25 protein-coding genes are annotated in these 25272 nt (G+C 62.0%); 15 read left to right on the top strand and 10 right to left on the bottom strand.

Going from position 1 to position 25272, the window contains the following annotated elements:
- Positions 1–27: 27 nt before the first annotated feature.
- From L9B60_RS00680 to L9B60_RS00665, 4 genes are all read right to left on the bottom strand, one after another.
- A complete protein-coding gene (locus tag L9B60_RS00680; protein WP_249675110.1) occupies positions 28–1422 on the bottom strand; it encodes an undecaprenyl-phosphate glucose phosphotransferase in 1395 nt (464 codons plus the stop codon).
- 260 nt (positions 1423–1682) lie between these two features.
- Positions 1683–2333: a winged helix-turn-helix domain-containing protein gene (locus L9B60_RS00675; RefSeq protein ID WP_249675109.1), complete on the bottom strand. Its 651-nt coding sequence runs from the start codon at positions 2331–2333 to the stop codon at positions 1683–1685.
- A gap of 38 nt (positions 2334–2371) precedes the next feature.
- On the bottom strand, positions 2372–3121 hold the full coding sequence (locus L9B60_RS00670) for an EAL domain-containing protein (RefSeq protein WP_249675107.1): 750 nt from the start codon (positions 3119–3121) through the stop codon (positions 2372–2374).
- 24 nt (positions 3122–3145) lie between these two features.
- Positions 3146–3853 (bottom strand): winged helix-turn-helix domain-containing protein, encoded by a 708-nt coding sequence (locus tag L9B60_RS00665; protein WP_249675106.1) that lies wholly within the window; start codon positions 3851–3853, stop codon positions 3146–3148.
- Positions 3854–4305: 452 nt separating this feature from the next.
- Between L9B60_RS00665 and L9B60_RS00660 the strand changes: the two genes are divergently transcribed.
- Positions 4306–5136 (top strand): undecaprenyl-diphosphate phosphatase, encoded by an 831-nt coding sequence (locus L9B60_RS00660; RefSeq protein ID WP_249675104.1) that lies wholly within the window; start codon positions 4306–4308, stop codon positions 5134–5136.
- Between the two features lie 42 nt (positions 5137–5178).
- Here L9B60_RS00660 and L9B60_RS00655 read toward each other — a convergent pair whose 3' ends face one another.
- Together L9B60_RS00655 and L9B60_RS00650 are read right to left on the bottom strand one after the other, a co-directional pair.
- Complete coding sequence (locus tag L9B60_RS00655; RefSeq protein ID WP_249675103.1) at positions 5179–5412, bottom strand: hypothetical protein; 234 nt, start codon at positions 5410–5412, stop codon at positions 5179–5181.
- Positions 5413–5414: 2 nt separating this feature from the next.
- The gene (locus L9B60_RS00650) at positions 5415–6998 is read right to left on the bottom strand and encodes a phytoene desaturase family protein (RefSeq protein ID WP_249675101.1); all 1584 of its coding nucleotides are present in this window, start codon (positions 6996–6998) and stop codon (positions 5415–5417) included.
- 168 nt (positions 6999–7166) lie between these two features.
- Between L9B60_RS00650 and L9B60_RS00645 the strand changes: the two genes are divergently transcribed.
- Positions 7167–7634, top strand: a complete 468-nt coding sequence (locus L9B60_RS00645; protein ID WP_249675099.1) for a winged helix-turn-helix transcriptional regulator — start codon at positions 7167–7169, stop codon at positions 7632–7634.
- On the opposite strand, the gene L9B60_RS00640 is transcribed toward L9B60_RS00645, so the two are convergent.
- Positions 7606–8517: a LysR family transcriptional regulator gene (locus L9B60_RS00640; protein ID WP_249675097.1), complete on the bottom strand. Its 912-nt coding sequence runs from the start codon at positions 8515–8517 to the stop codon at positions 7606–7608. The genes L9B60_RS00645 and L9B60_RS00640 overlap by 29 nt on opposite strands.
- A 169-nt stretch (positions 8518–8686) precedes the next feature.
- On the opposite strand from L9B60_RS00640, the gene L9B60_RS00635 reads away from it, so the two are divergent.
- The 13 genes from L9B60_RS00635 to L9B60_RS00575 all read left to right on the top strand — a co-directional run bounded on the left by L9B60_RS00635 (position 8687) and on the right by L9B60_RS00575 (position 22094).
- Positions 8687–9814: an FAD-dependent oxidoreductase gene (locus L9B60_RS00635; protein WP_249675095.1), complete on the top strand. Its 1128-nt coding sequence runs from the start codon at positions 8687–8689 to the stop codon at positions 9812–9814.
- Positions 9815–9829: 15 nt separating this feature from the next.
- Complete coding sequence (locus tag L9B60_RS00630) at positions 9830–10846, top strand: SMP-30/gluconolactonase/LRE family protein (protein ID WP_249675093.1); 1017 nt, start codon at positions 9830–9832, stop codon at positions 10844–10846.
- Between the two features lie 28 nt (positions 10847–10874).
- A complete protein-coding gene (hisD, locus tag L9B60_RS00625) occupies positions 10875–12158 on the top strand; it encodes a histidinol dehydrogenase (protein WP_249675091.1) in 1284 nt (427 codons plus the stop codon).
- Entirely contained in the window at positions 12158–12910 is a 753-nt protein-coding gene (locus L9B60_RS00620) for an SDR family NAD(P)-dependent oxidoreductase (protein ID WP_249675090.1), read from the top strand. The genes hisD and L9B60_RS00620 overlap by 1 nt, the downstream gene beginning before the upstream one ends.
- 11 nt (positions 12911–12921) lie before the next feature.
- A complete protein-coding gene (locus L9B60_RS00615; RefSeq protein ID WP_249675088.1) occupies positions 12922–13353 on the top strand; it encodes a VOC family protein in 432 nt (143 codons plus the stop codon).
- Complete coding sequence (locus L9B60_RS00610) at positions 13350–14342, top strand: fumarylacetoacetate hydrolase family protein (RefSeq protein WP_249675086.1); 993 nt, start codon at positions 13350–13352, stop codon at positions 14340–14342. The genes L9B60_RS00615 and L9B60_RS00610 overlap by 4 nt, the downstream gene beginning before the upstream one ends.
- 1 nt (position 14343) lies before the next feature.
- The gene (locus tag L9B60_RS00605) at positions 14344–15294 is read left to right on the top strand and encodes an NAD-dependent epimerase/dehydratase family protein (RefSeq protein ID WP_249675085.1); all 951 of its coding nucleotides are present in this window, start codon (positions 14344–14346) and stop codon (positions 15292–15294) included.
- A gap of 61 nt (positions 15295–15355) precedes the next feature.
- Complete coding sequence (locus L9B60_RS00600) at positions 15356–16594, top strand: MFS transporter (RefSeq protein ID WP_249675084.1); 1239 nt, start codon at positions 15356–15358, stop codon at positions 16592–16594.
- Positions 16595–16676: 82 nt separating this feature from the next.
- On the top strand, positions 16677–18119 hold the full coding sequence (locus L9B60_RS00595; RefSeq protein ID WP_249675083.1) for a carbohydrate porin: 1443 nt from the start codon (positions 16677–16679) through the stop codon (positions 18117–18119).
- A 252-nt stretch (positions 18120–18371) separates the two neighbouring features.
- Positions 18372–19346, top strand: a complete 975-nt coding sequence (locus L9B60_RS00590; protein WP_249675082.1) for a VOC family protein — start codon at positions 18372–18374, stop codon at positions 19344–19346.
- Between the two features lie 25 nt (positions 19347–19371).
- Positions 19372–20520, top strand: a complete 1149-nt coding sequence (locus tag L9B60_RS00585) for an alpha/beta hydrolase family protein (RefSeq protein ID WP_249679632.1) — start codon at positions 19372–19374, stop codon at positions 20518–20520.
- Positions 20521–20778: 258 nt separating this feature from the next.
- Complete coding sequence (locus L9B60_RS00580; protein ID WP_249675081.1) at positions 20779–21453, top strand: class I SAM-dependent methyltransferase; 675 nt, start codon at positions 20779–20781, stop codon at positions 21451–21453.
- A gap of 95 nt (positions 21454–21548) precedes the next feature.
- Entirely contained in the window at positions 21549–22094 is a 546-nt protein-coding gene (locus L9B60_RS00575) for a DUF4174 domain-containing protein (RefSeq protein WP_249675079.1), read from the top strand.
- Positions 22095–22100: 6 nt separating this feature from the next.
- Here the strand turns inward: L9B60_RS00575 and mltA are convergent, their stop codons facing one another.
- The 3 genes from mltA to gudD all read right to left on the bottom strand — a co-directional run bounded on the left by mltA (position 22101) and on the right by gudD (position 25271).
- Positions 22101–23252, bottom strand: a complete 1152-nt coding sequence (gene mltA / locus L9B60_RS00570; protein ID WP_249675077.1) for a murein transglycosylase A — start codon at positions 23250–23252, stop codon at positions 22101–22103.
- A gap of 76 nt (positions 23253–23328) precedes the next feature.
- Positions 23329–23769 carry a CBS domain-containing protein gene (locus L9B60_RS00565; protein ID WP_249675075.1) on the bottom strand — a complete coding sequence of 147 codons (441 nt, stop codon included), beginning with the start codon at positions 23767–23769 and terminating at the stop codon, positions 23329–23331.
- A 170-nt stretch (positions 23770–23939) separates the two neighbouring features.
- Entirely contained in the window at positions 23940–25271 is a 1332-nt protein-coding gene (gene gudD, locus L9B60_RS00560; RefSeq protein WP_249675072.1) for a glucarate dehydratase, read from the bottom strand.
- Position 25272 lies beyond the last annotated feature (1 nt).

The following is a 25272-nucleotide window of genomic DNA, read 5'->3' as shown; positions in this document are numbered from 1 at the left end:
AGCGCCCCCTTTTTTGTGACAGCAGTATCAGTAGATGTCTTTGGACAACAAGGTGAACGGCGTCTTGCACAAGATCTTCAGGTCCAGCCACAACGACCAGTTATTGATGTAGTCGAGGTCGATCTCCACACGCTTCTGCATCTTGTCCAATGTCTCGGTCTCGCCGCGGCAGCCATTGATTTGTGCCAGGCCGGTGATGCCCGGCTTGATGCGATGGCGGGCCATGTAGGCGAGGATCTTGTCGGCGTAGAAGTCGTTGTGCGCGACGGCATGCGGGCGCGGGCCCACCAGGGCCATGTGCCCCTGCAACACGTTGAACAATTGCGGGAGTTCATCGAGCGATGTGCGACGTATGAAGCGGCCCACCGGCGTAATGCGCGAATCATGACGGCTGGCCTGCACCACATGGGTGTCATCATGCATGCGCATGGAGCGAAACTTCCAGACCTGGATGATCTTGCCGTTCCAGCCGTGGCGCGCTTGCTTGAACAGAACCGGGCCGGCAGAGGTGAGTTTGATCGCCAGTGCGATCACCATCAAGACCGGGGCGAGCACGATGATGGCCAGCAACGCCACGGCCTTGTCGAGCAGGCTCTTGCTCAACGCAGCCGTGGGTTGGCTGGTGAGCGGGCTTTCGTTGAGGTAGATCGCCGGCAAGCCGTTCACCACGCGTACCGAATGGTTGAGCAGGGTCAGGCTGTTAAGGTCGGGTACCCATACCACGTCGACGTTGGCATCGAGCACGTCCAGGTACAGGGCTTCGATGTTTGCGGCTTCGCTCAGCGGGAGGGTGATGTAAAGGCGGCGAATATCGTGGGCCTTGATCAGTTGCCGCAGTGCTTGCAAAGGCCCCAGTACAGGCGGCAAGGCGATATGCCGGGGCAACGGCTGCCCCGCACTGACCAGCCCCACCAGCGGGCATTGATCCAGCTGGCCCAGGGTGTTGGCCAGGCCAATGGCCAGTTCGCCGGTGCCGACGATCAGGGTCCGGTGCTGGCGCTGCAGGTGCCGGTGGTAACGCCGTGAAAACCACTGCAGCGGCAGGTAGGTCAGGGCCTGGGCGGCATAACCCAGCAACGCCCATTGCACAATGACTTGGCGGGAGAACAATTCATCGGCCTTGCAGAGAAAGCCTATGACTGTCAGTACCGACAAGGTCAGCAACCAGCCCGCCAGCAACCGCGTTAAACCGCTCAGGTAGCTGTCCTGTTTGGCATACACCTGGCATAACGAATAGGCCGGCAGCGAGGCCAGCAGCGTCAGTACCGCGCAGGCACGATAATAGAACGCAACATTATCGGTGTGGTAGTAAGCGAGGCTGAACAGCAGCGTGACGATAATACTTGAGGCAATAACCCATTGGCCCCAGAAGGTTAAACCCTTGAGTGCGTATGGACGGGTTAAACGGTTGTTATTAATCATGATCTATCCCCAGAGAGCATCCGTACAGAGGCCGACAGACAAGTGCCACTTCGGTCATTTCCATTATTGTTATTGGGTGGCGTTTTTCAGTGGCACCTTCGACGCGCGCGCGAATGGGCGAGTCTGGAAGTAGATTAATTTAATCAAAGCAACTTAGTCTGACGAGTTATAACGCACGCCGAGTGAGTCTTTGGCTCGGCGGCAGGACTATTATTGTTAGTATTGGACAGCCGTTGGCGTGTCTCCTGCAGCCGTTACAGTTAGCTTTCGCGAACGATGGGTTGGATCAGGCAATACCCGCGGTTTCGAACTGCCCGAAACAGACGTTCGCCGCAACTGGCACTTCTGAATTTGTCCTGCAGGCGGCTGAGGCACATTTCCAGGCCGCGGTACTGGTCGGGTTCCCGGCCAATACTGCGAATCAGGTCGTCCTTGCTGACGACCCGCTCATCGGCTTGCAACAGGGTCCTGACCAACGCCGACTCTATCCCGGTGAGTACCACCTTGGCATCGTCCTTGACCAGCATTTTACGGTCCCGGCCCAGTTTCCAGGTTTCGTTGCAAGGTTGCGGCTGCAGATGTGCAGCGGCGGGCTTGACGCCGTGTTCGGCGGCGGCCAGCGGTGCCGCAAGCTGAGCCGGCCACTGCACCAGGGGCACATGGGGAGCAGGGGGGGCCAACACCAGGCGCGTGTCAGACTTAAGGATCGGCGGGTCAAGTCGCTCAATATGCTGCGAAAAGCGCGCTACCAATTCACTGGCACTGGTGAAATTCGCCAGGCCTTCTACATAGACGCTGGCGTGCGCGGAGTCGTAGTTATCGTATCGACCGCCCGCCAGTACCGACTCGAGTTCGAGTTGTGTCGTGGCGCTGTGGGTCACAACCACAAAGTACTTTCTAGGGGAAGTCATACCGGTTTCCATCATGTTCTCCTTGAAGGATAGAAGTGCTACAGGGGGTCGGCAGGTGAGTAATAGCTTCCCTGAAAAAAATCAAACGGCAGGGCTCTGGCCAGTAAGTGACTCGCGGTATGTTCCACGTTGTCGGCAATAAACGAGACGTGCGTGCGCTGCTTTAACGAACTCATGCGATCGTAAAGCTGATTGAATTCGTCCGGGTTGGTGTTCAGTTTTAAACTCAAGTCCAGAGATGAGAACGGTATTTTTATATAGTCGAACACGTCCAGTGTGGTCAGGATCTCGAAACTTTCGTGGTGCGGGTTATGATGGTCCAGTGCCAGCTCTATGGCGTGGTCCTTGAGCAGGTACACATGCTTTATGATCTTTTTCTTGTGTTTGAAGCTGGCGTCGGCGGGGGCGAGCGCGTTGGTGCTCACCACCAGCGTCTGGCCATGGTTACGGAGCATTTCACCGCTCTGGATCAATTCTTCAAGAAGTGCCGGGTCGGCGAGGTCGGGTTGTGCAATGCACACGAAGCGCCGGCTGAACGTGCGTTCCAGCGGCTTGACGTGGCCTTTCAGGGCGAAAGCCATCAATTGTGTGTGCATAAGCATTTCACTGTAAATACACGCCAATTTGTTGCTCGACAGGCGCGTGCCGGGGTCTAGGCTGCGGGGTTGCTGCTCCAGCAGAATCCTGATTTCACTGCCCAGTGGGCGGTCGTCACGCTTGAGGATTAACTGTCGACTCAAGTAGAAATCAGTATCGTTGGCGAGTTGGAACCGCTGCGACGCATTCATGCTACGCACCTCCCGGTGGGCCTCTCAGATGGGGGAAATCAGGCCTCTGGCGAGCCGGTAGCCGTAGCCACGAACGCTTTGCAGTGCGTTGATGCCAAAGTGGGTCTTGATCTTGCCGCGCAAGCGACTGATGGACTTCTCCAGCGCGCGAGGGTCGTAGAAGCTGATGTTCAAGCCCATGACCGAGGCGATTTCGTCATGGCTCAAAATAAGGTTTCTGGACTTGGCCAAAGCGTCGAGGACTTTCATTTCGATAAATGAAATATCCAGCTTTTCCTGTGCGCCAAGGATGCGCATGCGCGTGGGATCAAGTAGTAAACAGGGTGTGATAGCAGGCGCCGGGCCATTGATCCATTCGCCCAGTTCGCTTAACTCGCGGTCGCTGGACGCGCTGGTTTTCAAGCAGTGATCAGCCCCGGCCAAGTAGAATTTAATCTTGTTATAAACGCCGCTGCCACTCAATATAATATAAATCGTTGGCGTCATATTGTTGGCGCGTAACGTTTCAATCACGGCCAGGCTTTCGTTAACTGCCTCTGTTCGATCAACTTCGACAAAGATGGACTGGTAGCCGTCGATGTCGCTAGTATCACCCTCCAAGTGCTTGTAGCAGAGTGTGTCGATCAGCGTGTTCTGGTACGCATGGCTAGCAATTAGTTGCTTGAAATCTTCGGCAAGCGCACAGGTGCGACCGACAGCGAGCAGCCTCGTCTGCGCCGACGTTAGCATCATTTGGTTCCCTTCAAACGTCATACTGGTTTAGCTCAAGTTGGTGCTGGCAGGCGGATGTTAATGTACAAGTTCCCGAAAATGTCAGACAATTCATAACATTTCCTTGATTGTTTCCATGAAGATCACCGTGTGCATGGCTCTAGAACCTAACCGGTGAGGCGCTGGCAGCCAAGGTGATAGCTGCGCAGACGGCGGTAATCGGGCACTGATACGTTATATAACTTTAGGTATCCGCATTGTGTAGAGAAGGACAATGCACCGAGGCAATAGCATCCGTCAGGTTTAGCCGCTACGGATAATAGTGGTTATTTCACCCATTACTCAACCGCGTTGACCTTTTATAACATTTCGGTGTATTCGCGCGATGCTGCATTAGTATGGCCGCCGGGTACGCTGTGTTCCATTGTCGAACAATAACAAGCCTTTAAATAATAAGGGCTTTTGGGGGATTCATGCAGGTATGGGACGCCACTCAGGCTGTGCTACTCGGTGTGGTGGAAGGGCTGACGGAGTTCTTGCCCATTTCCAGCACTGGTCATCAGATCATTGTTGCAGACTTGCTCAACTTCAGCGGTGAGCGGGCAATGGCCTTCAACATCATCATTCAGTTGGGGGCGATCTTGGCGGTGGTGTGGGAGTTTCGCCGCAAGGTGCTGGAGGTCATCACCGGCCTGCCCAGCCAAGCCCGCTCACGGCGCTTTGCCGCCAACTTGCTGGTCGGTTTTTTGCCGGCGGTGGTGTTGGGGGTGCTGTTTGCTGACGTGATTCATGAGTACCTGTTCAACCCCATTACCGTCGCGGTGGCGTTGGTCGTGGGCGGGATCATTATGCTGTGGGCCGAACAGCGGGTGCATGTGGTGCGGGTCGATGAGGTCGACGGCATGGGCTGGAAAGACGCCCTGAAGGTGGGTTGCTGCCAGTGCCTGGCAATGATCCCAGGCACCTCGCGGTCAGGCTCGACGATTATCGGTGGCTTGCTGTTTGGCCTGTCGCGCACAGCAGCCACGCAATTCTCGTTCTTTTTGGCGATGCCGACCATGGTGGGCGCGGCGGTGTATTCGGGCTATAAGTATCGGCACCTGTTCGAGGCCGCGGATGTGCCGATCTTCGCCATAGGGCTGGTGACCGCGTTCATCTTTGCGATGATCGCGGTCAAGGCGTTGCTCGCCTTCATTGCCAGCCATAGCTATGCAGTGTTCGCCTGGTACCGCATTGCCTTCGGCTTGCTGATCTTGGCCAGTTGGTGGCTCAACTGGGTGGATTGGACGCAAGTTCAGGGGTGACTCTGCAAAGGCCTGGGCGGGCCAGGCGGCACGCCCTCGGCACTACAGGGCGCGCGCCTTGGGCTTGCTCACCCGCCGCCTGAACACCAGGCTGAGCAAGAACAAAACGGTCTTGAGGTCCAGCAACCTCAGGGCCGCTCGAGCCTCCTCGGGGCGTACCTTGGCCACCATCGGCATGGCGCCGAAGATCTTGCCCTTGAGCACCAGTTCGTCACCGTTACGCTCGATGGTACTCACGGCCATCAGTTCGCTGTTGTCGCTGCCGAATATCTTCATGGTCAGTTCCTTGTCACGCGGTCGAAATCGATGCCCAGGTCATCGAACATCTTGATGGCCGTGCCACGGCCTGCGCCGAATACGCCGCCACCGGGGTGCATGAAGGGGCCCACCAGGTAGAGGTTGTCCAGGCCCGGTACGCTCAGGCGGCCCAGGTCCGGCGTGGGGCGGTGGGCGAAGTTCTGGTAGAAGTAGGGCGCCACGCCGTGCACGTCGCCCTGGACCATGGAGTTGGGTGAACTGCGCTCCAGGTCCAGGGGCGAGCACACCGAGCGGGCGATGATGTTGTCGGGCGTGAGGTTCTTGACGAATTTGCGGTAGGCCTGAAGGCTCAGGTCGCCGAATGTTTCCTTGTACTCGTCCCAACGTGCCGCTCCGCCCTCGGCCAGGTTGTAGGGGGCGAAGGTCATGCCGTGGAACATGCCCTTGCCGGGCGGCACGCGGGTCGGGTCGTTGATGCTCTCATCGCCACCGGCCACCAGCCGGCGTTTCGACACACGACCGCGGCGCAGTTCGTCGAAGTCGTCGAGCATGTCGCTCAGGCGGTCGCTGCTCATCATGGTCAACATGGTGGCCCGGCCCACATCGGCGCCGGCATGGAACTCGGCCTTGTGATGCAAATCGTAGTGGCTGACGAACAGGCTGAACGGCGCCAACGTGGCGCGTTCGGCGCGGGCGATCACGCCGGGGTCCAGGCCGTCGACGAAGCGCTTGATCACGTGGGGGTGCAGCGCGCCGATGACCGCGTCGCGGGCCAGGATGCGCTCGCCATCGGCCAACTCGACGCCCGCGGCACGGCCGTCTGAAACGATCACCTTGCGCACTTCGCTGTCGCAGCGGATCTCGCCGCCATGGTGCTCGATGCAGCGGGCCAGGGCCTCGGACAACTTGCCGCTGCCGCCCACCGGTTGCGACACCCCGTGGGTGTGCATGATGCCGACGAACACGTACACGCCCATGCCGGTGCCCAGCTCATCGGGCATCTGCAGGTTTTCGGCGATCACCCGCAGCAAGTGGATCTTGACCTTGTCGTGTTCGAACAGGTTGTCGATGATGTCCAGGGTGCTGCGTTGCATGGCATCGAACATCTCGCGGCCCTCCAGGCTCTGGTCGAGCATGGCGACCATGGCGCCCATGGGCAGCGGTGGCGAGTAGAAGCCGGAGAGGAACATGGGCAGCAGGCCTGCGGCCTTGGTGGCAAGCCGGCGATAGGTTTCGGCATCGCGGGGCGAGACGCTGGCGATGGACTCGCAGGCCTTGTCCAGGTCGCGGTAGGTGATCAGCGCGCTGCCGTCTTCGAAGACCGTGGCATGGGGCACGTCGGAGTAGTTGTAGGTAAGGCCGAACTGGCTGAACAAGCCCAGTTCGTCCTGGGTGATCATGGGGTTGCCCTGGATCATGATGTGCACGCTTGAGTGCTCGTCATGCCAGAAGCCAGGGGTGTTAAGCTGGCGCGTTGTCACGCCGCCGCCCACGTAGCCCTTGCGCTCCAGCACCAGGACTTTCTTGCCGGCCTTGGCCAGGTAGGCCGCGGCCACCAGGCCGTTGTGCCCGCCGCCGATGGCGACGACATCGTAGTGATTCATGTGGACCTTCCGCGTCTGTTGTTCTTGTTGTCAGCGCTATGCCCGTGGGCATGGCGCTGCTGGGGCGATTCTAGAAGCGGTGAGTGAACACGCGGAAGACGGCACTTTTATGTGGGTCGGTTACTTAAATGTGCGTGCCCCCGGGGGACGCAAGGAGTGGAGCAGAGGATGCACAAGGGTGAAGGCTCGCCGCGCGTGGTCGACAGTGTGCAACGCCAGGCACTGGATGATTTGAAGGCACGGGTACTGCGTGGCGGCAACGACCCCCACGGGCCGGTGCGCGAAACCCTGGCGCGCCTGGGCGACCGTTGGAGCCCGCTGCTGTTGTTGGTATTGCGCCAAGGCACGCTGCGCTTTACCGAGCTCCAGCGCGAAGTCAATGGCATGGCCGATGGCACGCTGTCGCAGCGTATCCTGACCTTGAAATTGAGGGCCCTGGAGCGCGATGGCATGCTCGAACGCGTGGTGATCGCCACCATACCGCCGCAGGTTGAGTACAGCCTCAAGCCATTGGGGTTGGCACTGGTGGCGCAACTTGACGGGCTGCTGGCGTGGCTGGAGCAGCAGGCCCCGGCGATCGAGGTGGCCCGCGCGGCGTATGACGCGCCTAGGCCAACCGCGCCGCCGTTTCGATGATCAAATTGCGCAACCACGCCAACCCTGGGTCGTGCTGCTGATATTTGTTCCACTGCATGGCAATGGTCAATGGCGGCGCCGTCCAGGGCGCCGGCACCACGCTCAGGGGCAGGTACTGGGCCCAGCGCTCGGCCAGGCGGCGGTGCATGGTGGCGATGCGCTGGGTGCCGATCAAAAACGGCGGCACGCTGTTGAAGGTGTTGGTGGTGACCTCCACCCGGCGCTCGAAGCCGAAGCTGCGCACGAACCACTCATCGGCCATGGGCGCGCGGTGCTCGCTGCCCCAGCGCACCAGCACGTGCCCCAGCGCCTTGTAGTCAGCCATCGACAACGGCCCGTTCGCTGCCGGGTGATCCTTGCACAGCACGCACACGTATTCATCGCTGAACAGGGCGGTGGAGGGGTGTTCCTTGAGGATGTTGCTGTCGGGCAGCAGTAGAAAATCCACGTGCCCGCGTTCGATCTCCAGCGCCGCCTCGTCGGTGGGCAGGTATTGCTCGATGGAACACTGCGGCGCTATGGCATTGAGCCTGCGGCTGACGTCTGGCAACAGCACCATGCCGACATAGTCCGAGGCCATCAGGGTGAAGTTGCGGCTAGCCCGTTCAGGCTGGAATTGGCTGCGGTTTTCCAGGGTGGAGCGCATCTGTATCAACAGGTCGCGAATGGGCTGCGCCAGGGTTTCGGCCATGGGCGTGCGCACCATCTTGCGGCCGATCTGCACCAGTAGCTCATCCTCGAAATAGTCGCGCAAGCGTGACAGTGCCGCACTGGTGGCCGGCTGGCTGAGGTGCAGGCGCTCGCCGGCACGGGTGATGTTCTGCTCGGCCAGCAGCACGTCCAGCACCACCAGCAGGTTCAAATCCAAGCCATGGAAACGCATGGTCTTGCTCCGGGTTTTTATGATTGTGGGTGCAAGCAGGTGTCGCCGTTATACCTATCCACGCGCTGGATTGCACCTATCCGAACAAACAATTTCCGGCATACCTTGGGGGTGATTAAGGTGGAGTCCAGTCATACAAAAACAAGATTCATGCACAAGGAACGCTTTGATGAGCGACATCAAGAAAGTCCTGATCGTCGGCGGCGGCATTGGCGGGCTCAGCGCCGCCATTGCCTTGCGCAGAGCCGGGGTGGCGGTCGACATCGTCGAAATCAGCCCCCAGGCCAAGGTGTACCACGTGGGGATCGTGGTGCAGGCCAATTGCATCCGCGCCATGGCGCAACTGGGCATTGCCGATGCGGCCGTGGCCGCCGGTTTTCCTTACAAGGGCCTGCGCATTTGCAACCAGCAGGGTGAGGTCAAGGTTGAACTCAGCGGTGCCCGGCTGGCGGGTGAGCAGTACCCGGCCAACCTCGGCTTGACCCGCCCGGCGCTGCACCAGGTGCTGCTCGATGCGGTGGCCGCCAGCGGCGCCAACATGCGCTTGGGTTTGACCTTCAGTGATATCGAACAAGGCGCCGACCATGTCAGCGTGCAGTTCACCGACGGCAGTCGCGCTGATTACGACCTGTTGGTAGGCGCCGATGGCGTGTACTCGCAAGTGCGCACCACGGTGTTTGGCGAGCAATTCAAACCCCGCTTTACCGGCCAGGGCGTGTGGCGCTACAACCTGCCACGGCCCAAGGATTTGCTCTGGTCGCACATGTTCGAAGGCAAGGCCGGCGGCAAGGCTGGCTACACGCCATTGACCGAAGACAGCCTGTACATCCTCTCGGTATTCGAGGAACCCGGCAACCCGTTCTTTGACCCCGACACTCTGGCCGCCGAGTTCCGCCAGCGCCTGGAAGGCTATGGCGGCCTGGTGCCGGAACTGGCCGCGCAAATCACCGACAACAGCCAGGTGGTGTACCGCCCCTTGGAAGCGCTGCTGATGCCCGCGCCCTGGTACCGCGGCCGGGTGCTGTTGATCGGCGATGCCGCCCACGCCACCACCCCGCACATGGGGCAGGGCGCGGCACAGGCGGTGGAAGACGCCGTGGTGCTGGGTGAACTGTGTGGCGCCGAGCTGAACGTGGGCCAAGTGCTCGACGGCTTCATGCAGCGGCGCTTCGAGCGCTGCAAGTTTATCAACCAAGGCTCGGTGCAGATCGGTGAATGGGAGCAAAACCCCACGCCGGATGCCGACTTTGCCGGGCTGATGAAAAAGATGATCGACGTGGTCGCCCAGCCCCTCTGAAGCAAGGACACGCACATGCAACGCAACCCCCTCAAAGGCTGGCAGGTGGACCGCGACGCCATCGGCTTCATCGGCCACGACCTGCAGCGCCCCGAATGCATCATCGCCCAGCCCGACGGCAGCCTGTGGGCCGCCGACGCCCGTGGCGGGGTGATGCACATTGCCGCCAATGGCGAGCAAACCCTGTTGGCGCCCAAGCAGCCGGCAGGGCAGGCGGCGTCTTTCGAATCGCGCTATGTGCAGTCCCAGGGCGCCTCCTTGCCCAACGGCCTGGCACTGACCGAAAGCGGCGACTTCATCATCTGCAACTGGGGCCTGGACCGCATCGAAAAGCTCGATCGCCAAGGCAATATCCAGGTGCTGTTCGACCAGCTTGATGGCAAGCCCCTGGGCAAGACCAATTTCCCGTTGCGCGATCGCCGCGGCCGCATCTGGTTCACCGTGACCACCACGATGCAGCCCTGGACCGACTCGATCAATTCCGGCGTGCTGGACGGCTACATCGGCGTGATCGATGAGCAGGGCATGCGCATCGTCGCCCAAGGCTTTGGTGGCACCAACGAGATCCGCTTCGACGACCACGAAGAGTGGTTGTACGTGGTGGAGAGCAACGTGCGGCGTATTTCCCGTCTGCGCTTGAACGCCAACGGCACGCTCAGTGACCGCGAAGTGTTTGGCCCGGCAGAGCTTGAAGGTTTCCCCGACGGCTTTGCTTTCGACAGCTTCGGCAACCTGTGGGTGACCCTGGTAATGAGCGACAAGCTGATCGCCCTGACCCCCGATGGCGAAGTGTTGACCCTGCTGGACGACGGCAACCCCCAGGCCACCGCATTGCTTAACCAGCATTACCAGGCCAAGACCCTGACCCCGCAGATCATGCAGGCGGCCCACGGCACGTTGGCGCCGTGGTTGGCCAGCCTGACGTTCGGCGGGGCGGATTTGAAGACCGTGTACCTGGGCAGCTTGCAGGGCACGCGCATCCCGTTTTTCCAGGCTCCGGTGGCGGGCCAGGCGCTGATCCACTGGCGCTGACATCCAATGACAAGACAGGAACCTGCAGATGATTCGCTACTTGAAAAAAGGCAAGCCGGCCGAGCAAAAGGCTGAACTCAACGCTCAGGTGCGCGACACCGTGGAGCAGATCATCCACGCCATCGAGCAGCGTGGCGAGGCCGCCGTGCGTGAGTACTCGGAAAAATTCGACCACTGGAACCCGGCGAGCCTGCGGCTGAGTCAGGCAGAAATTCAGGCCTGCATCGATAGCCTGTCACCCCAGGTCATTGCAGACATCCAGTTCGCCCAGGCGCAAATCCGCCGTTTTGCGCAGATCCAGTTGCTGTCCATGCGCGACGTCGAGGTCCAGACCCTGCCCGGCGTGGTGCTGGGCCACAAGAATATCCCGGTGAACTCGGTGGGCTGCTATATCCCTGGCGGCAAGTACCCGCTGCTGGCCTCGGCGCACATGAGCGTGCTGACCGCCAAGGTGGCAGGCGTGAAACGAGTGATTGCCTGTGCGCCGCCGTTCGAGGGCCGGCCGTCACCGCAAATCATCGCCGCCATGGCCATGGCCGGCGCCGATGAAATCTACGTGATGGGTGGGGTGCAGGGCGTCGCGGCGATGGCCCTGGGCACTGAGAACATCGAGAAAGTCGACATGATCGTCGGCCCGGGCAACGCCTATGTGGCCGAAGCCAAGCGCCAATTATACGGCCGCGTGGGCATTGACCTGTTCGCCGGGCCCACCGAAACCATGGTGATCTGCGACGACACGGTGGACGCCGAACTGGTGGCCGTCGACCTGCTGGGCCAGGCCGAGCACGGCCCCACGTCCCCGGCGTTTTGCGTGACCACCAGCACCCGCATTGCCGAGGCGCTGCCAGCGGCGATCGAGAACGTATTGGCGCGCCTGGACACCGCGCCTATCGCCAGCGTGGCCTGGCGCGATTATGGCGAGATCATCCTGTGTGACAGCGATGAAGAGATGCTCGCCGAGTCCGAGCGCATCTGCTCCGAGCACGTGCAGGTCATGACCCGCGACCCGGACTGGTTCCTGGCACGCATGACCAACTATGGCGGGCTGTTTCTGGGCCACCGTACCAACGTGTCCTACGGCGACAAAGTGATCGGCACCAACCACACCCTGCCGACCATGGGCGCTGGGCGTTACACCGGTGGCTTGTGGGTGGGCAAGTTCATCAAGACCCACACCTACCAGCGGGTGCTCACCGACGAAGCCTGCGTGGCCATCGGTGAAGTCTGTTCGCGGCTGTGTGCGCTGGAGCATTTTTCTGGCCACAAGGAGCAAGCCGACATTCGTGTGCGCCGCTTGAAGAAGGCCTCGTGATGAACCGCCTGGAGGGCAAGGTGGCGGTGGTCACCGGCGCCACCGGCGGCCTGGGCGTGGTGATCTGCCAGGCGTTGGCGCGCAACGGCGCCAGCGTGGTGGCCGGTTACAACCGCTCCAGCGACGCCGCCCATGCACTGGTCGCCGACTTGCCGGCCACCGCCAACGGCCACCTGGCCGTGGCGGCGCCGGTTACCGACAGCGCGGCACTGGGCGACCTGGCTCTTCAGGTTCAGGCCCATTACGGTCGCTGCGACATCCTGGTCAATTGCGCCGGCACCACGCGCTTTGTCGCCCACGCCGACCTCGACGGCCTGGACGACGCGCTGATCGACAGCATCCTGGCCACCAACGTGCGCGGCCCCATTGCCTGCACCCGTGCCTTGGCGCCGCTGCTCAAGGCCAGTGGCAACGGTCTGGTGGTGAACATCAGCTCCATCGCCGCGCGCACCGCCATGGGCAGCAACATCGCCTACTGCGCCAGCAAGGCGGCCGTCGACAACCTGACCCTGTCGCTGGCCCGCGCCCTGGCGCCCCAGGTGCGGGTGGTGTCGGTGGCGCCGGGGCTGGCCGACACCGAGTTCGTCCAGGGCCTGGCCCAGGGCTGGCGAGACGAGCAGGCTGCGCGCACGCCGTTGGGCCGGCTGGCGCTGCCCGAGGAAGTCGCCCAGGCGGTGTTGGCCCTGGCCTGCCACCTGACCTTTACCACCGGCGCCGTCATCCCTGTGGATGGCGGTCGGCCCTTGAGCTGAGGAGAGCGTCGATGTTTGCGATCAAACCCCACCATGGCGGCATCAGCGTGCCCAGCCTGGACGCTGCCATCGCCTGGTACCAGCTGATGTTGGGTTTCGAATTGGAAAGCCGTGCGTACATCGAGCAGATCCCGGCGCACATCGCGTTTATCCGCTGCGGCCAATACCGCATCGAACTGTTTGAGCTGGACCAGGCGCAGCCCTTGCCGGCCGAGCGCCGCGAGCCGCACCTGGACCTCAAGACCCATGGCCACAAGCACCTGTGCTTTGCCGTGCTGGATGCCCCGGCAGCCTTTGCGGCGCTGCGCGACAAGGGCGCCGACATCGTCTTCGAAAACGTTATCGACGGCACGCCCATGGGTTTTTTACGCGACAACAGCGGCAACCTGCTGGAGCTCATTCAATGCCCGGCCCTGTGGCCGGCGCAAGGAGAACACCGATGAAATTGGCAACCTTAAAAGATGGCAGCCGCGATGGCCGCCTGGTGGTGGTCAGCCGCGACCTGAGCCGCGCTGTGCTCGCCAGCGGTATCGCCGCCACGCTGCAGGCGGCCCTGGACGATTGGGCGCGTTGCGAGCCGGCGTTGCAGCAACTGTCTGCCGCGCTCAACGAAGGGCGCGCAGCCCAGGCCTTCGACTTTGAACCGCGTGAGGCCATGGCGCCGCTGCCCAGGGCCTACCAATGGGCCGACGCCTCGGCGTTTCTCAACCACGGCAGCCTGATGGAGCGTGCGTACAATCTGGACATCAAGAAAGACCCCGGCGTGCCTATCATCTACCAGGGTTCGGGGGACGACTTTCTCGGCGCCTGCGACGATTACCCGGTACCGGGCGAGGAGCACCAGATCGATTTCGAGGGGGAGGTGGCCGTGGTCCTCGATGACGTGCCCATGGGCAGCCAGCCGGCTGCCGCGGCGGGCCATATCAAACTGTTGATGTTGCTCAACGACGTCAGCCTGCGTGCGCACCTGTTCAAGGAAGTGAGTATCGGTTTCGGCCCGCTGCGGGCCAAGCCCTGCACCGTATTCGCCCCGGTGGCGGTCACTCCGGATGAACTGGGTGAGGCCTGGCATGAGGGCCGCGTCAAGCTGCCCTTGCACGTACAGTGCAATGGCCAGCGGTTTGGCGAGCCCAATGGCCAGGAGATGGATTTCAGCTTCCCGGAGTTGGTGATGCACCTGGCCCGCACCCGCAACCTGCGCGCCGGCACGGTGCTGGGTTCGGGTACGTTCTCCAACCGCGACTACAACGTCACAGGCTCTGCGTGCCTGGCCGAGCGCCGCGCGGTGCAAGTGATCGAGCAGGGTGAGGCGAGCACGCCGTTCCTAAGCTTTGGCGACCGCCTGCGCTTCGAGATGTTCGGCCTGGACGGGCAGAGCCTGTTCGGCGCCATCGACCATCGTTTCGTCCCCGCGCCTGGATTGGAGAGCTGACATGCACGTACTGATTACCGGCGCCAACGGCTTCGTCGGCGCCACCCTGGTGCGCCGACTGCTGAGCGACCCCGAGGCGCTGACGGGTTGGACGCAACTGACCTTACTGGACCTGGCATTTCACCAGCCGCCGCAGGATGCCCGCGTACGTTGCCTGGCCGGCAGCATCGCCGACACCGCGCTGTTGGCCGATGCGCTGGAAACCCCGGTGGACATCGCCTTGCACCTGGCGAGCATCCCCGGTGGCGCGGCCGAGCGTGATTACGCCCTGGGCCGGCAGGTCAACCTGGACGCCACCCTGGCGCTACTCGAAGGCCTGAAAGCGCAACAGCGCCCGGCGCGCGTGGTGTTCGCCAGTACCATCGCGGTCTATGGCTCGCCCTTGCCCGCCACGGTGGATGACCACACCCCGCTGCACCCGCAACTCAGTTACGCCACCCAGAAGCTGATGGGCGAACTGCTGATCGACGACTTCAGCCGCCGTGGCTGGATCGATGGCATCAGCCTGCGCCTACCGGGTATCGTGGCGCGCCCGCCGCAACCCTCGGGCCTGCTGTCGGCCTACATGAGCGACATGTTCTGGAAGCTGGCCGCGGGCGAGCGCTTCGATTGCCCAGTGTCGCCGCAGGCGCAGGCTTGGTGGATGTCGGCGGCGCGCTGTGTCGACAACCTGTTGCACGCCGCGAAGCTACCTGCCGAGCGCCTGCAGGCGCGCCGCGTGTTTGCCCTGCCGGTGCTGCACCTGAGCATGGCACAGTTGATTGACGGGCTGTGCCAGCATTTGGGTGAAGACCGCCGCGCCCTGGTGTTTTACCAGCCCAATGAACAACTGGAAGCGAATTTTGGCCGCTACCCGCCGTTGCAGGCCCAGGCGGCCCAAGCGTTGGGTTTGCGTCATGACGGCGACCTTTCGCAACTGATCGACCGAACACTGCGACAACCGCTGGCGTAAACCTTTGCCCAGAAAAAACAGCGTGCGTTTTACCCCTTAATAATAACAATCCGGAGAGGCCATGAACGCTCCCACCCGCATCACCCAGTCCAAGGCGACCGTTGCCACGTACCTGCTGTTGCTGATCAATTGTCTGTCGCCCATGGCGGCGATTGTCGTCGCGCCCAGCCTGCCGCAAATGCAGGCGCATTTTGCCAGCGTGCCCAACGTCGAGTTTCTGATCCCGGTGGCCCTGACGGTGCCGGGCCTGTTGGTGGCCTTGCTCAGCCCCCTGGTGGGCATCCTCGCCGACCGCTACGGGCGCAAGCAGTTGTTGGTGGCCTCCATCGTGGGCTACGGCATTTTCGGCCTGATGCCGATGTTCCTCGATTCGCTGTACGCGATCATCGTCAGTCGCATTGCCCTGGGCTGCGTGGAGGCGGTGGTGGTGACGGTCAGCACCATGCTGATCGGCGACTACTACAGCGGCGCGCAACGGCAGAAATACCTGGCGCTGCAAACCACCTTCGCCTCGGCCTCGGCCATCCTGTTTTTCATGGTGGGTGGTGCCTTGGGTGAGATCGGTTGGCGCATGCCTTACGTGGTGTACGCAGTGCCCCTGGCCCTGGCGTTGCTGAGCAAGATCATGCTGTGGGAGCCGAAGGCGGCGAGCATGGCCTCGGATGAAGAGCAGGGGCGTGTGAGCGTGACGTTCCGGCCCATGATGTTGCTGGGCATCTGCGTGGTGACCTTCATTGGCGCGGTGATGTTCATGATTTTGCAGATCCAGATGGCCTACCTGCTGGGCGACATCGGCGAGCACTCACCGCAAACCGCAGGCCTTGTCGCTTCGGCCTGCAGCGTGATGATTGTGCTGGGCACCTTGAGCGTGCACATGCTCACCCGCGTGGGCCTGCGTACGCCGCATTGCCTGGCGCTGGCGTTCGGCCTGATCGCTACCAGCTTTTTGCTGATCCCGGCGATGCACACCTGGCAGGGCATCATGCTGGTGGCCCTGGTCAATGGCCTGGGCTGCGGCCTGATGTTGCCCACCCTGGCCATCTGGAACATGCGCGAACTGCCCTGGCAGCGCCGCGGCCTGGGCACCGGCATGTGGTACGGCAGCTATTGCCTGGGCATGTTCTGCAGCCCGATCCTGGTGGTGGCCACCGGCAAGCTCAGCGGTAGCCTGGCCACCACGGTGGGCTGGGCCGGCTGGCTGTGCGTGCCGGTGGTGGTGCTGGCCTTGGCTGCCAGCCTGGTCAAGTACCGGGCGGCGCGCCACCTGCAGGTGATGGGCGTCAACCTCGAAGACGCCTGACTTTTGCTGATCGAACACTCCGGTGCCCTGGCACCGGAGCGGACACCCTCATCCTCGAAAAAACAATAAAAAGAGACTGAACATGACGATTCGAGCGGCGCTTGGCTGTGCACTGATGATCGCGGCGGCAGGCCCCACCCTGGCAGCCGAAACAGGCCCGGTGGCCGATACCATGGCCACTGAATATCCCAACGAGAAGATCGGCCCACGGGTGCTCAACGTCGAGCCCAACATGCCACCGGCCAGTGGCAAGCTGCTGGAGCAGCAAGGCAAATGGCTCAACGACCACGGCATCAGCCCGCACCTGTCGATGACCGAGATCTACTTGCGCAACCCCAGCGTGGGCCTGAACACCGGCAACCATGAAGCGCTGACCATCTTTGCCATCGGCGCCGACTTCAACCTGGACAAGCTGATCGGCTTGCCGGGCGGCACCGTGCACTTTGAGCAACTGTATGTGCCTTGGACCAGCAACCTGACGTACGGCGGCCAGGTGGGCGATGTGATCGCGGGTAAACCGGGCCCCTATATTCCAAGGGTCAGCCACCTGAGCCTATTCACCTACGAACAGAAGTTGATGGACGACACGCTGGCCATCGAAGTGGGCAAAAGCAACGCCGGCAACTACTTCGCACTGCCGCTGTGCAATGTCCCGCTGGGCTGTGTGAATGCGATCCTGCAGGACAGTGCCGGCATCAACCCTCCACCCTATGCCAACTGGGGCGCCCGGGTTGGCTACGACTTCAGCCCCGCCATCCGCGCCCAGGTGGGCGCCTGGCGCAGCAACAATGCCTACCCGTTCACCAACGGCTGGGAGCGTGACGCCGGCGACAGTGGCGGCACCATGAGCACGCTGTACCTGGCCAACCTGGCTTATCGCAGTGACTACCGCATGGAGGCCTACCCGCAGACGTTCGAGGTGCTGGGCTTTCATAACAACGGTCAGCAAACCGACCCCTATTACACGGTAAACGGTACCTCCAAGGTCACCGACGCCAGTGCCGCAGCCGACACCAGCAAGGGCGTGAGTGGCTTCTACCTGGGCGCCAAGAAAACCGTGTGGCGCCAGGACGGCGGCAAAACCAACGACCCCAACCCCACTGCCGTGGCGGCCTACGCCAGCCTGACCCACACCCTGGACGAAGACACCACCAACGGTGTCGGTACCCAGGGCAATGCCGGGCTGATCCTTTCAGCACCGTTTCGCAGCCGGCCGTTCGACAGCTACTCGGTGAACGTCAATTGGGCGCAACTGACCAGCCGCGAGCAGCGCTTCCTGGAAGAGGCCCATGCCGCTTCCGGAGGGGGCAGCTACAACCCGGGGCGTAACGAATACGCCGTGGCCCTGGACGCCAATTTCATCCTCACCGACAGCATCGTCGTCAGCCCGTTCGTGTTGCGCACCTGGGGCGCCAGCAGTTGGCTGAACCCCTACACCGGCGTCAACCCGCACGATGGCTACGCCGCTGGGCTGCTGTTTCACGTGCAGTTTGACGAAATGCTCGGGTTAAACACTCACCATTGATCAAGCGCACCGGCGAGCCTGAGGACCTGTGCGGGGTGCTGGCGTTCCCTGGCCTGGCCAGCGTCGAGCTACATGACCGGCCAGGTATTCAACGTCGATGGGGGCTTTTTGTTCTAACCATCCAGCGCATGGATAGATCCCATGCCGACAAACGATTGGTGGGCATGCGCGGGGGTTCTTACTCTGGCCTGGCAACCGAGCACACAAGGACAACAATAATGCAGCACAACCCAATTTCAGAGGAGGCCTGACATGGCAATCGTCGGCATCGACACCCTGTTGTATGGCGTCGAAGACCTGGCCACGGCCTCGCGCTTCTTCGACGATTTCGGCCTGGTACGCTTGAGCGCCAACGCCGAAGAAACCCTTTACCGACTGGATGAAGGCTCGACCATCATCGTGCGCGGTATCCAGCACCCCAGCATCCCGGCTTCGCGCTACGAAGGGTGTGGCGTGAAGGAAACCATTTGGGGCGTGGACAACGCCGATAGCCTGTCGCGCTTGGTGGCGGACCTTGCCAGCGACCGCGACGTGCGCCTGGGCGACGACGGGGCCTGGCATTTTCACAGTGACTGCGGCCAGGCCCTGGGCTTGCGCGTGTTCAGCCGCAAGAAGGTCACCTACGCGCCAGACCCGATCAATGCTTCGGGCAACGTCAACCGCCTCAACCAGCACCGCAAGTGGCGCACCCGCGCGCGGCCCAAAACCATCAATCACGTGGTTTTTGCCGTGGATGACTATTGGCAGAGCTTCGCGTTCTTTCGCGACCGCCTGAACTTTCGCCTGTCTGACCACCAGAAGGGCGTGGGCACTTACCTGCGCGCCGACGGCGCCCATGAGCACCACAACACCTTTTTGCTCAACAACCAGGCGCCGGGGGCTGGCGGCGTGCCGCGCTTCCATCACACCTGCTTTGGCGTCGAGGATTTCGACGAGGTGATGGTGGGCTCCAACTACATGACCAAACGCGGCTGGCAGCACGGGTTCCTGGGCACGGGGCGGCACCGCATCGCCTCGGCCATTTTCTGCTACTTCAACTCGCCCACCGGCGGTGAGGCCGAATACGGCGCCGATACCGACTACCTGGACGACAACTGGGTACCGCGCGAGTGGGAGTTTCGATTTGGCACGGCGCAGTGGATGGGCAACCCGCCCGCATTCATGCAGGACGACATCCCTTGGGACGTGACCTTTTACCAAGGCGAACATCCGGCCGTGCGCCGCTGAATTTCATAAGGATTGATCCATGAGCATGTTCCAGTATTTCGAAACCAACTACGTATGGAGCCTGGCGGTGGCTGCGGCCATCGAGATGGGCGGCAAGATCGGCGAGATCGAGAGCATGTGCAGGCCCCTGCTGGCGGTGGCCAGGCAAGGTGACGACGAAGGCACCCAGGCGTTCCTGGCGGCGTGGGAGGCGGGCGGTGACAACCTGGTGGCCCTGGCCGAAGAAGACCAGGCTGCGGGTCGGCTGCTCAGCGCCGGTGACAAACTCAACCGCGCCGCGGTGTATTTCATCACCGCCGAACGCATGCAGGCCCACGGCTACGCGCCGCGCAAGGCGCTGTATGCCAAGTTTCTGCGCACCTTTGCCGAAGGCGTGAAACTGTCGGGCGAGAACACCCAGCGCTTTGAAATCCCCTACGCGGGTGCCCATATCGCCGGCCTTTTTACCCCGGCTGACGGCGTCGTTGGCCCCGCCCCATGCCTGGTCATCGTCAACGGCCTGGACAGCACCAAAGAGATGGTCCACCGCGCCGGTATGTTCCCGCAGCTGTTGGCCAAGCGCGGTATTGCCAGCCTGTTCATCGACCAGCCCGGCACCGGCGAGGCCCTGCGCCTGCACGGCATGACGGCGGTGGCCAATACCGAGCAATGGGCCACGCCGCTGGTGGACTACCTGCACACCCGTGCCGAGATCGACCCGCAGCGCATTGGTTTGCTGGGCGTGTCCTTGGGCGGTTATTACTGCCCGCGCGCCGTGGCCTTCGAACCGCGTTTCGCCTTGGGCGTGGTGTGGGGCGCTAACCACAACTGGGGCGAAATGCAGAAACGCCGCCTGGCCCGCGAAGGCGAGCGCCCGGTACCGCATTACTGGGAGCACGTGCGTTGGGTGTGGGGGGCCAGTGACATGGAAGCGTTCATGGCCTTGGCCGAGCAGGTTCATCTCAATGGCGTGATGGAACGTATCAAAGTGCCGTTTTTGGTGGCCCACGGCGAGGCCGATCGGCAGATACCGCTGGAGTATGCCCATCAGTCGTTTGACCAGCTTACTAACAGCCCAGATCGGGAGTTGAAGGTGTTTACCCAGCGTGAAGGGGGTGTTCACCACAGCAGCCTGGACAATACGGCGAACGCGGGGGCGTGGATTGCCGATTGGGTGGCACAGCGGTTGGGATAAGGGGGAGGCTACCTTCACCCCGGCTCTTTCCCACCGGGCGAGGGCTGGGGGGCTGTTCCACTACGGCCTAAATGTATCAACACATGTCTATTTATATTCATAAAAGAATTATAAACTTAAGTTTATCAAGTTGTTTCGATACATGCGTAACATGCTGTTACACGTAACTAGCCTGTCTCACGTTTTTTTCACATCTCCATCACTTCTTGCTGATTTTTCTTTCATAAAATAGTGCCCATCGGTTACTGGAGAAAGATCATGAGCGAACCCATCAAACTCAAGTTTTCGGAAAAGTACGACGAGCAGCATGCTCAGCGTTACTTCCATAAACATCAGAAGGAATTTTCCCGGCGCATGTCCCATCGGCGTGACGAGCAGGTGGCGCGCAAGGCGCTGGCGCTGGCCGGGGAGCCGGGTTTGGTGCTGGATTTGCCCTGTGGGGCGGGGCGTTTCTGGCCGCTGCTGGCCGAGAAGCAAAACCGGGTCATTATTGGTGCAGACAACTCCGCCGATATGGTCGCCACCGCGTGCAAGTTCCAGTCGGCCGATATCGTCAAGCGGGTCAAGCCGGTCGTAACTTCGGCCTTTGATATTGAATTGCCAGATGAGTCAGTTGACAGCATCTTTTGCATGCGCCTGTTGCACCATATTGGTGATTCTGCACATCGGGTGTCGTTGTTGAAGGAGTTTCACCGGGTAACCCGCGATACCGCGATTATCTCGCTGTGGGTGGACGGTAACTTCAAGTCCTGGAAACGCGCCCGTGAAGAAGCCAAGCGCAAGCGCGGCCCGGACGGTTACCAGAACCGTTTCGTGATCCCGCGTGCGACCATCGAGGCAGAATTCGTGCAGGCGGGGTTCCGGGTGCAGGAGCACGTTGATTTCATACCGATGTACGCGATGTGGCGGGTTTACGTGCTGCGCAAGGTATAGCGCTGCGGCTAAATCTCAGAAATTCGGCACCCCGGCTGGACCTTTTGCCAACATGCGCAATCATTAGTGCACGTCTAAGTAAAAGGAAGGTGCACATGTTCATTCGGTCCCTGACCCTCGCCACGCTGTTTGCCATCACGGGCACCGCCCTGGCGGCCGACAGCGACAGCCCCTTGGCCAAGGATCGCGGGCAATCGCGCCCGTTGATCGTCATCGCCCCCAGTAGCGTGGATCCCACCCTGGTGGGCCTCAAGAAAGCCCTGGACGAGCCCGCCAACCACCAGGCCTTCGTGCAGCGCAACATGGTGCTCTACACCGTGGTCAACACCATTGGCCAACGTGACGGCAAGGACTTGAACCCCCAAGACACCATGGCGTTGATCCGCGAGCTCAAGTTGGGCGCCAGCAGCGGCACCAAGATCATTCTGGTGGGCAAGGACGGCGAGAAGAAGCTGGAGAAATCCGGGGCCATCGAGCCCCAGGAGATTTTCAGCACCATCGACCAGATGCCGATGGCTGAAAAGGAGGCCGCGGCGGCGGCGCCTGCTGCATCTGCGCCGGAGCCCAAGGCCAGCGGCAAGGCGGCCAAAAATGCCAAGCCGGCCAAACCTGCGGCAGCGCCCCAGCCGCTGGACGACTGAGGGCGATCAATGAGGGCCGGGCAATGCCTGGCCTTTGGGCCACAGCAACCAGATCTGCCCCGATTGCTTCATGTTGCCCGCCAACTCGCCTGCGGCATCACCGGTGCCCCAGAACAGATCCGCGCGCACCTCGCCAGCGATGGCGCCGCCGGTGTCTTGCGCAGCCACCGGGCGGTTGATCGGGGTGCCGTCCGGGCGCGTGGTTGAAAGCCACAGCAGGCTGCCCAGCGGGATCACCTTGCGGTCGATGGCCACGCTGTAGCCGGTGGTCAGCGGCACGTTCAGCGAGCCGCGTGGGCCCTCGTTGCTGTCCGGGCGGGTGCTGAAGAACACGTAGCTGGGGTTGCTGGCCAAGAGCTCCGGCACGCGCTGCGGGTTGGCCGTGGCCCAGTCGCGGATGCGGCCCATCGATACTTCCTCTTTCTTGAGCAAGCCTTGCTCCACCAGCCAGCGGCCCACCGGCTTGTAGGGGTAGCCGTTCTGGTCGGCGTAACCGATGCGCATCTGCCGGCCGCTGTCCAGCTGGATGCGGCCCGAGCCCTGGATTTGCAAGAATTGCAGGTCCATTGGGTCGCGCAGCCAGGCCAGCACCGGCGCGTTCACGCCTTTTGTCTGGATGGCGGCCGAGTCGTCATAGGGGCGCAGCACATGCCCATCCAGACGGCCGCGCAGGCGCTTGCCCTTGAGTTCCGGGTACACGCTGTCCAGCGCCACGATGATCAGGTCGTCCGGTACGCCCAGCACTGGCACCGGGTGCTCGGCGTCCTGGGTCAGGCTGCCGGGGTACACCGGTTCGTAATACCCGGTGATCAGGCCCTTGTCACCCTTGTCGGCCGAACGCAGGCCATATACCTGCAGGGTGTTCTTGAGGAAATCGCGAACCTGCGCAGGGGTGGCCGGCAATGCCGGCGCCTGGGCACAGGTGGGGCCCCAGGTGGCGTCGTTGGCCAGGCGCTTGCACGCCGAATACCAGGCGCCGTAACCGGCCAGCAGGTCATCGTCGCTGGTGGCGGGCAGGGCGTCCCAGTTCACCGCGGTGTAGGTGGGCACCGCAGGGGCGGCAGCCTTGTGGCTGCCAAAGTCGCAACCGGCGAGCAGGGCAAACAGCGGCGCCGCGCACAGCAGCAGGCGGCGCCAGGGAAAGTGGAGGTCAGTCACGCGCAGGTTCCAGGTCATCACAACAAGGTCGCCAGCTTGGTCAAAGCTGGCGCCTGCGTCAATGCGAGGGGGTTATCTATTCGCCACGAATGTATTGCTCAAGTTGTTGGATCAGGTTGCCTTGTTCGGCAATCGCCTCCTTGACCAGGTCACCGATCGACAGCAGGCCGATCAACAGGCCATGCTCTACCACCGGCAAGTGCCGCAGGTGGCTGTCGGTCATGATGTTCATGCAGTGGTCGATGCTTTTGTGCGGGTCCACCGAGATCACCGGCGAACTCATGATGGCGCTGACCGGCGTACCCACCGATGAGCGGCCCAGCAGTACCACTTTGCGCGCATAGTCGCGCTCGCTGAAAATGCCCACCACTTTGCCGCCTTCGACCACCGGCAAGGCGCCGACGTTCTTATCGGCCATCACCTTCAGGGCTTGCAGCACCATCTCGTCCGGCGCCACGGTGTGCACTTGCTGATGCTGCAGGGCCTTGAGTTTCAACAGTTGTGCCACGGTCTTCATGGGGATTGCTCCAGTGCGTGCTCTTGTTCCTACAGCATCGTAGACGCAAGGCAACTGAGCAAGGCTAAAAGCGCCATGGAGGTGATTGAAAGCGTCAATGGAGTGAAATGGGCTATTGCCTGAGTGGCAGGCCTCACCGGGATGCCCGGGGAGGCGACTCGACAGGGTAATCAACGCACCAGGCAGGGCTTCTTGTTGTCAAACTGCCAGCCCGGGATGAGGAACTGCATGGCCACGCTGTCATCCCGCGCGCCCAGGCCCATGCCCTTGTACAACTCGTGGGCCTTGGCCACGGCGTCCATGTCGATGTCCACGCCCAGGCCCGGTTTGGCGGGTACTTTCACGTAGCCGCCTTGGATTTGCAGCGGGGCCTTGGTCAAGCGCTGGCCGTCCTGCCAGATCCAGTGGGTGTCGATGGCCGTGATCTCGCCCGGTGCGGCCGCGGCCACCTGGGTGAACATGGCCAGGGAGATGTCGAAGTGGTTGTTGGAGTGCGAGCCCCAGGTCAGGCCCCATTCGTGGCACATCTGCGCCACGCGCACCGAGCCCTGCATGGTCCAGAAGTGCGGGTCGGCCAGCGGGATGTCCACCGATTGCAGTTGGATGGCGTGGCCCATTTCGCGCCAGTCGGTGGCGATCATGTTGGTGGCAGTCGGCAGGCCGGTGGCGCGGCGAAACTCGGCCATCACCTCGCGGCCCGAGTAGCCGTTTTCCGCACCGCACGGGTCTTCGGCGTAGGCCAGCACCTTGTGCTGGTCACGGCACAGGGCGATGGCCTGTTTCAGTGACCAGGCGCCATTGGGGTCCAGGGTGATGCGCGCGTCAGGGAAGCGCTCGGCCAAGGCTGTGACCGCCTCGATCTCGTCTTCGCCGCGGAGCACGCCGCCTTTCAATTTGAAGTCATTGAAACCGTACTTGGCCTTGGCCGCTTCAGCCAGGCGCACTATGGCCTGCGGCGTCATGGCTTTTTCGTGACGCAGGCGGCTCCAGTCGTCGGCCGCCTCAGGCTCGCTGCGGTAGGCAAGGTCGGTGTCGTTGCGGTCACCGATGTAAAACAGGTAGCCGAGCATTTTCACCGCGTCGCGCTGCTGGCCTTCACCCAGTAGGGCGGCCACCGGCACTTCCAGAAACTGGCCCAGCAGGTCGAGCAGGGCGGCTTCCATGGCGGTCACGGCGTGGATGGTGATGCGCAGGTCGAAGGTTTGCAGGCCGCGGCCGCCCGCGTCACGGGCGGCGAACGTGCTGCGCATCTGGTTGAGGATGCGCTGGTACTGGCCAATGGGCTGGCCCACCACCAGGCTGCGGGCGTCTTCCAGGGTTTCGCGGATGCGCTCGCCGCCGGGCACTTCACCCACGCCGGTGTTGCCGGCGCTGTCCTTGAGAATGACGATGTTGCGGGTGAAAAAGGGCCCGTGGGCGCCGCTGAGGTTAAGCAACATGCTGTCGTGGCCGGCGACCGGGATCACTTGCAGGCTGGTGACGATGGGGGCAGAAGTGGTCATT

The organism is Pseudomonas abieticivorans (assembly GCF_023509015.1).
Classification (GTDB): Bacteria; Pseudomonadota; Gammaproteobacteria; order Pseudomonadales; family Pseudomonadaceae; genus Aquipseudomonas; species Aquipseudomonas abieticivorans.
Note: the sequence above shows the minus strand (reverse complement) of the source record. Positions and strands in the feature narration are given on the sequence as shown.

Coding starts and splice junctions, on each gene's coding strand:
- L9B60_RS00630 (WP_249675093.1), top strand. CDS start 9,830: ATGCAACGCAACCCCCTCAAAGGCTGGCAGGTGGACCGCGACGCCATC.
- L9B60_RS00680 (WP_249675110.1), bottom strand. CDS start 1,422: ATGATTAATAACAACCGTTTAACCCGTCCATACGCACTCAAGGGTTTA.
- L9B60_RS00600 (WP_249675084.1), top strand. CDS start 15,356: ATGAACGCTCCCACCCGCATCACCCAGTCCAAGGCGACCGTTGCCACG.
- L9B60_RS00565 (WP_249675075.1), bottom strand. CDS start 23,769: ATGAAGACCGTGGCACAACTGTTGAAACTCAAGGCCCTGCAGCATCAG.
- hisD (WP_249675091.1), top strand. CDS start 10,875: ATGATTCGCTACTTGAAAAAAGGCAAGCCGGCCGAGCAAAAGGCTGAA.
- L9B60_RS00610 (WP_249675086.1), top strand. CDS start 13,350: ATGAAATTGGCAACCTTAAAAGATGGCAGCCGCGATGGCCGCCTGGTG.
- L9B60_RS00605 (WP_249675085.1), top strand. CDS start 14,344: ATGCACGTACTGATTACCGGCGCCAACGGCTTCGTCGGCGCCACCCTG.
- L9B60_RS00590 (WP_249675082.1), top strand. CDS start 18,372: ATGGCAATCGTCGGCATCGACACCCTGTTGTATGGCGTCGAAGACCTG.
- L9B60_RS00615 (WP_249675088.1), top strand. CDS start 12,922: ATGTTTGCGATCAAACCCCACCATGGCGGCATCAGCGTGCCCAGCCTG.
- L9B60_RS00660 (WP_249675104.1), top strand. CDS start 4,306: ATGCAGGTATGGGACGCCACTCAGGCTGTGCTACTCGGTGTGGTGGAA.
- L9B60_RS00650 (WP_249675101.1), bottom strand. CDS start 6,998: ATGAATCACTACGATGTCGTCGCCATCGGCGGCGGGCACAACGGCCTG.
- L9B60_RS00585 (WP_249679632.1), top strand. CDS start 19,372: ATGTTCCAGTATTTCGAAACCAACTACGTATGGAGCCTGGCGGTGGCT.
- L9B60_RS00655 (WP_249675103.1), bottom strand. CDS start 5,412: ATGAAGATATTCGGCAGCGACAACAGCGAACTGATGGCCGTGAGTACC.
- L9B60_RS00580 (WP_249675081.1), top strand. CDS start 20,779: ATGAGCGAACCCATCAAACTCAAGTTTTCGGAAAAGTACGACGAGCAG.
- L9B60_RS00665 (WP_249675106.1), bottom strand. CDS start 3,853: ATGATGCTAACGTCGGCGCAGACGAGGCTGCTCGCTGTCGGTCGCACC.
- L9B60_RS00575 (WP_249675079.1), top strand. CDS start 21,549: ATGTTCATTCGGTCCCTGACCCTCGCCACGCTGTTTGCCATCACGGGC.
- L9B60_RS00645 (WP_249675099.1), top strand. CDS start 7,167: ATGCACAAGGGTGAAGGCTCGCCGCGCGTGGTCGACAGTGTGCAACGC.
- L9B60_RS00620 (WP_249675090.1), top strand. CDS start 12,158: ATGAACCGCCTGGAGGGCAAGGTGGCGGTGGTCACCGGCGCCACCGGC.
- L9B60_RS00640 (WP_249675097.1), bottom strand. CDS start 8,517: ATGCGTTTCCATGGCTTGGATTTGAACCTGCTGGTGGTGCTGGACGTG.
- L9B60_RS00595 (WP_249675083.1), top strand. CDS start 16,677: ATGACGATTCGAGCGGCGCTTGGCTGTGCACTGATGATCGCGGCGGCA.
- L9B60_RS00675 (WP_249675109.1), bottom strand. CDS start 2,333: ATGACTTCCCCTAGAAAGTACTTTGTGGTTGTGACCCACAGCGCCACG.
- L9B60_RS00635 (WP_249675095.1), top strand. CDS start 8,687: ATGAGCGACATCAAGAAAGTCCTGATCGTCGGCGGCGGCATTGGCGGG.
- L9B60_RS00670 (WP_249675107.1), bottom strand. CDS start 3,121: ATGAATGCGTCGCAGCGGTTCCAACTCGCCAACGATACTGATTTCTAC.
- gudD (WP_249675072.1), bottom strand. CDS start 25,271: ATGACCACTTCTGCCCCCATCGTCACCAGCCTGCAAGTGATCCCGGTC.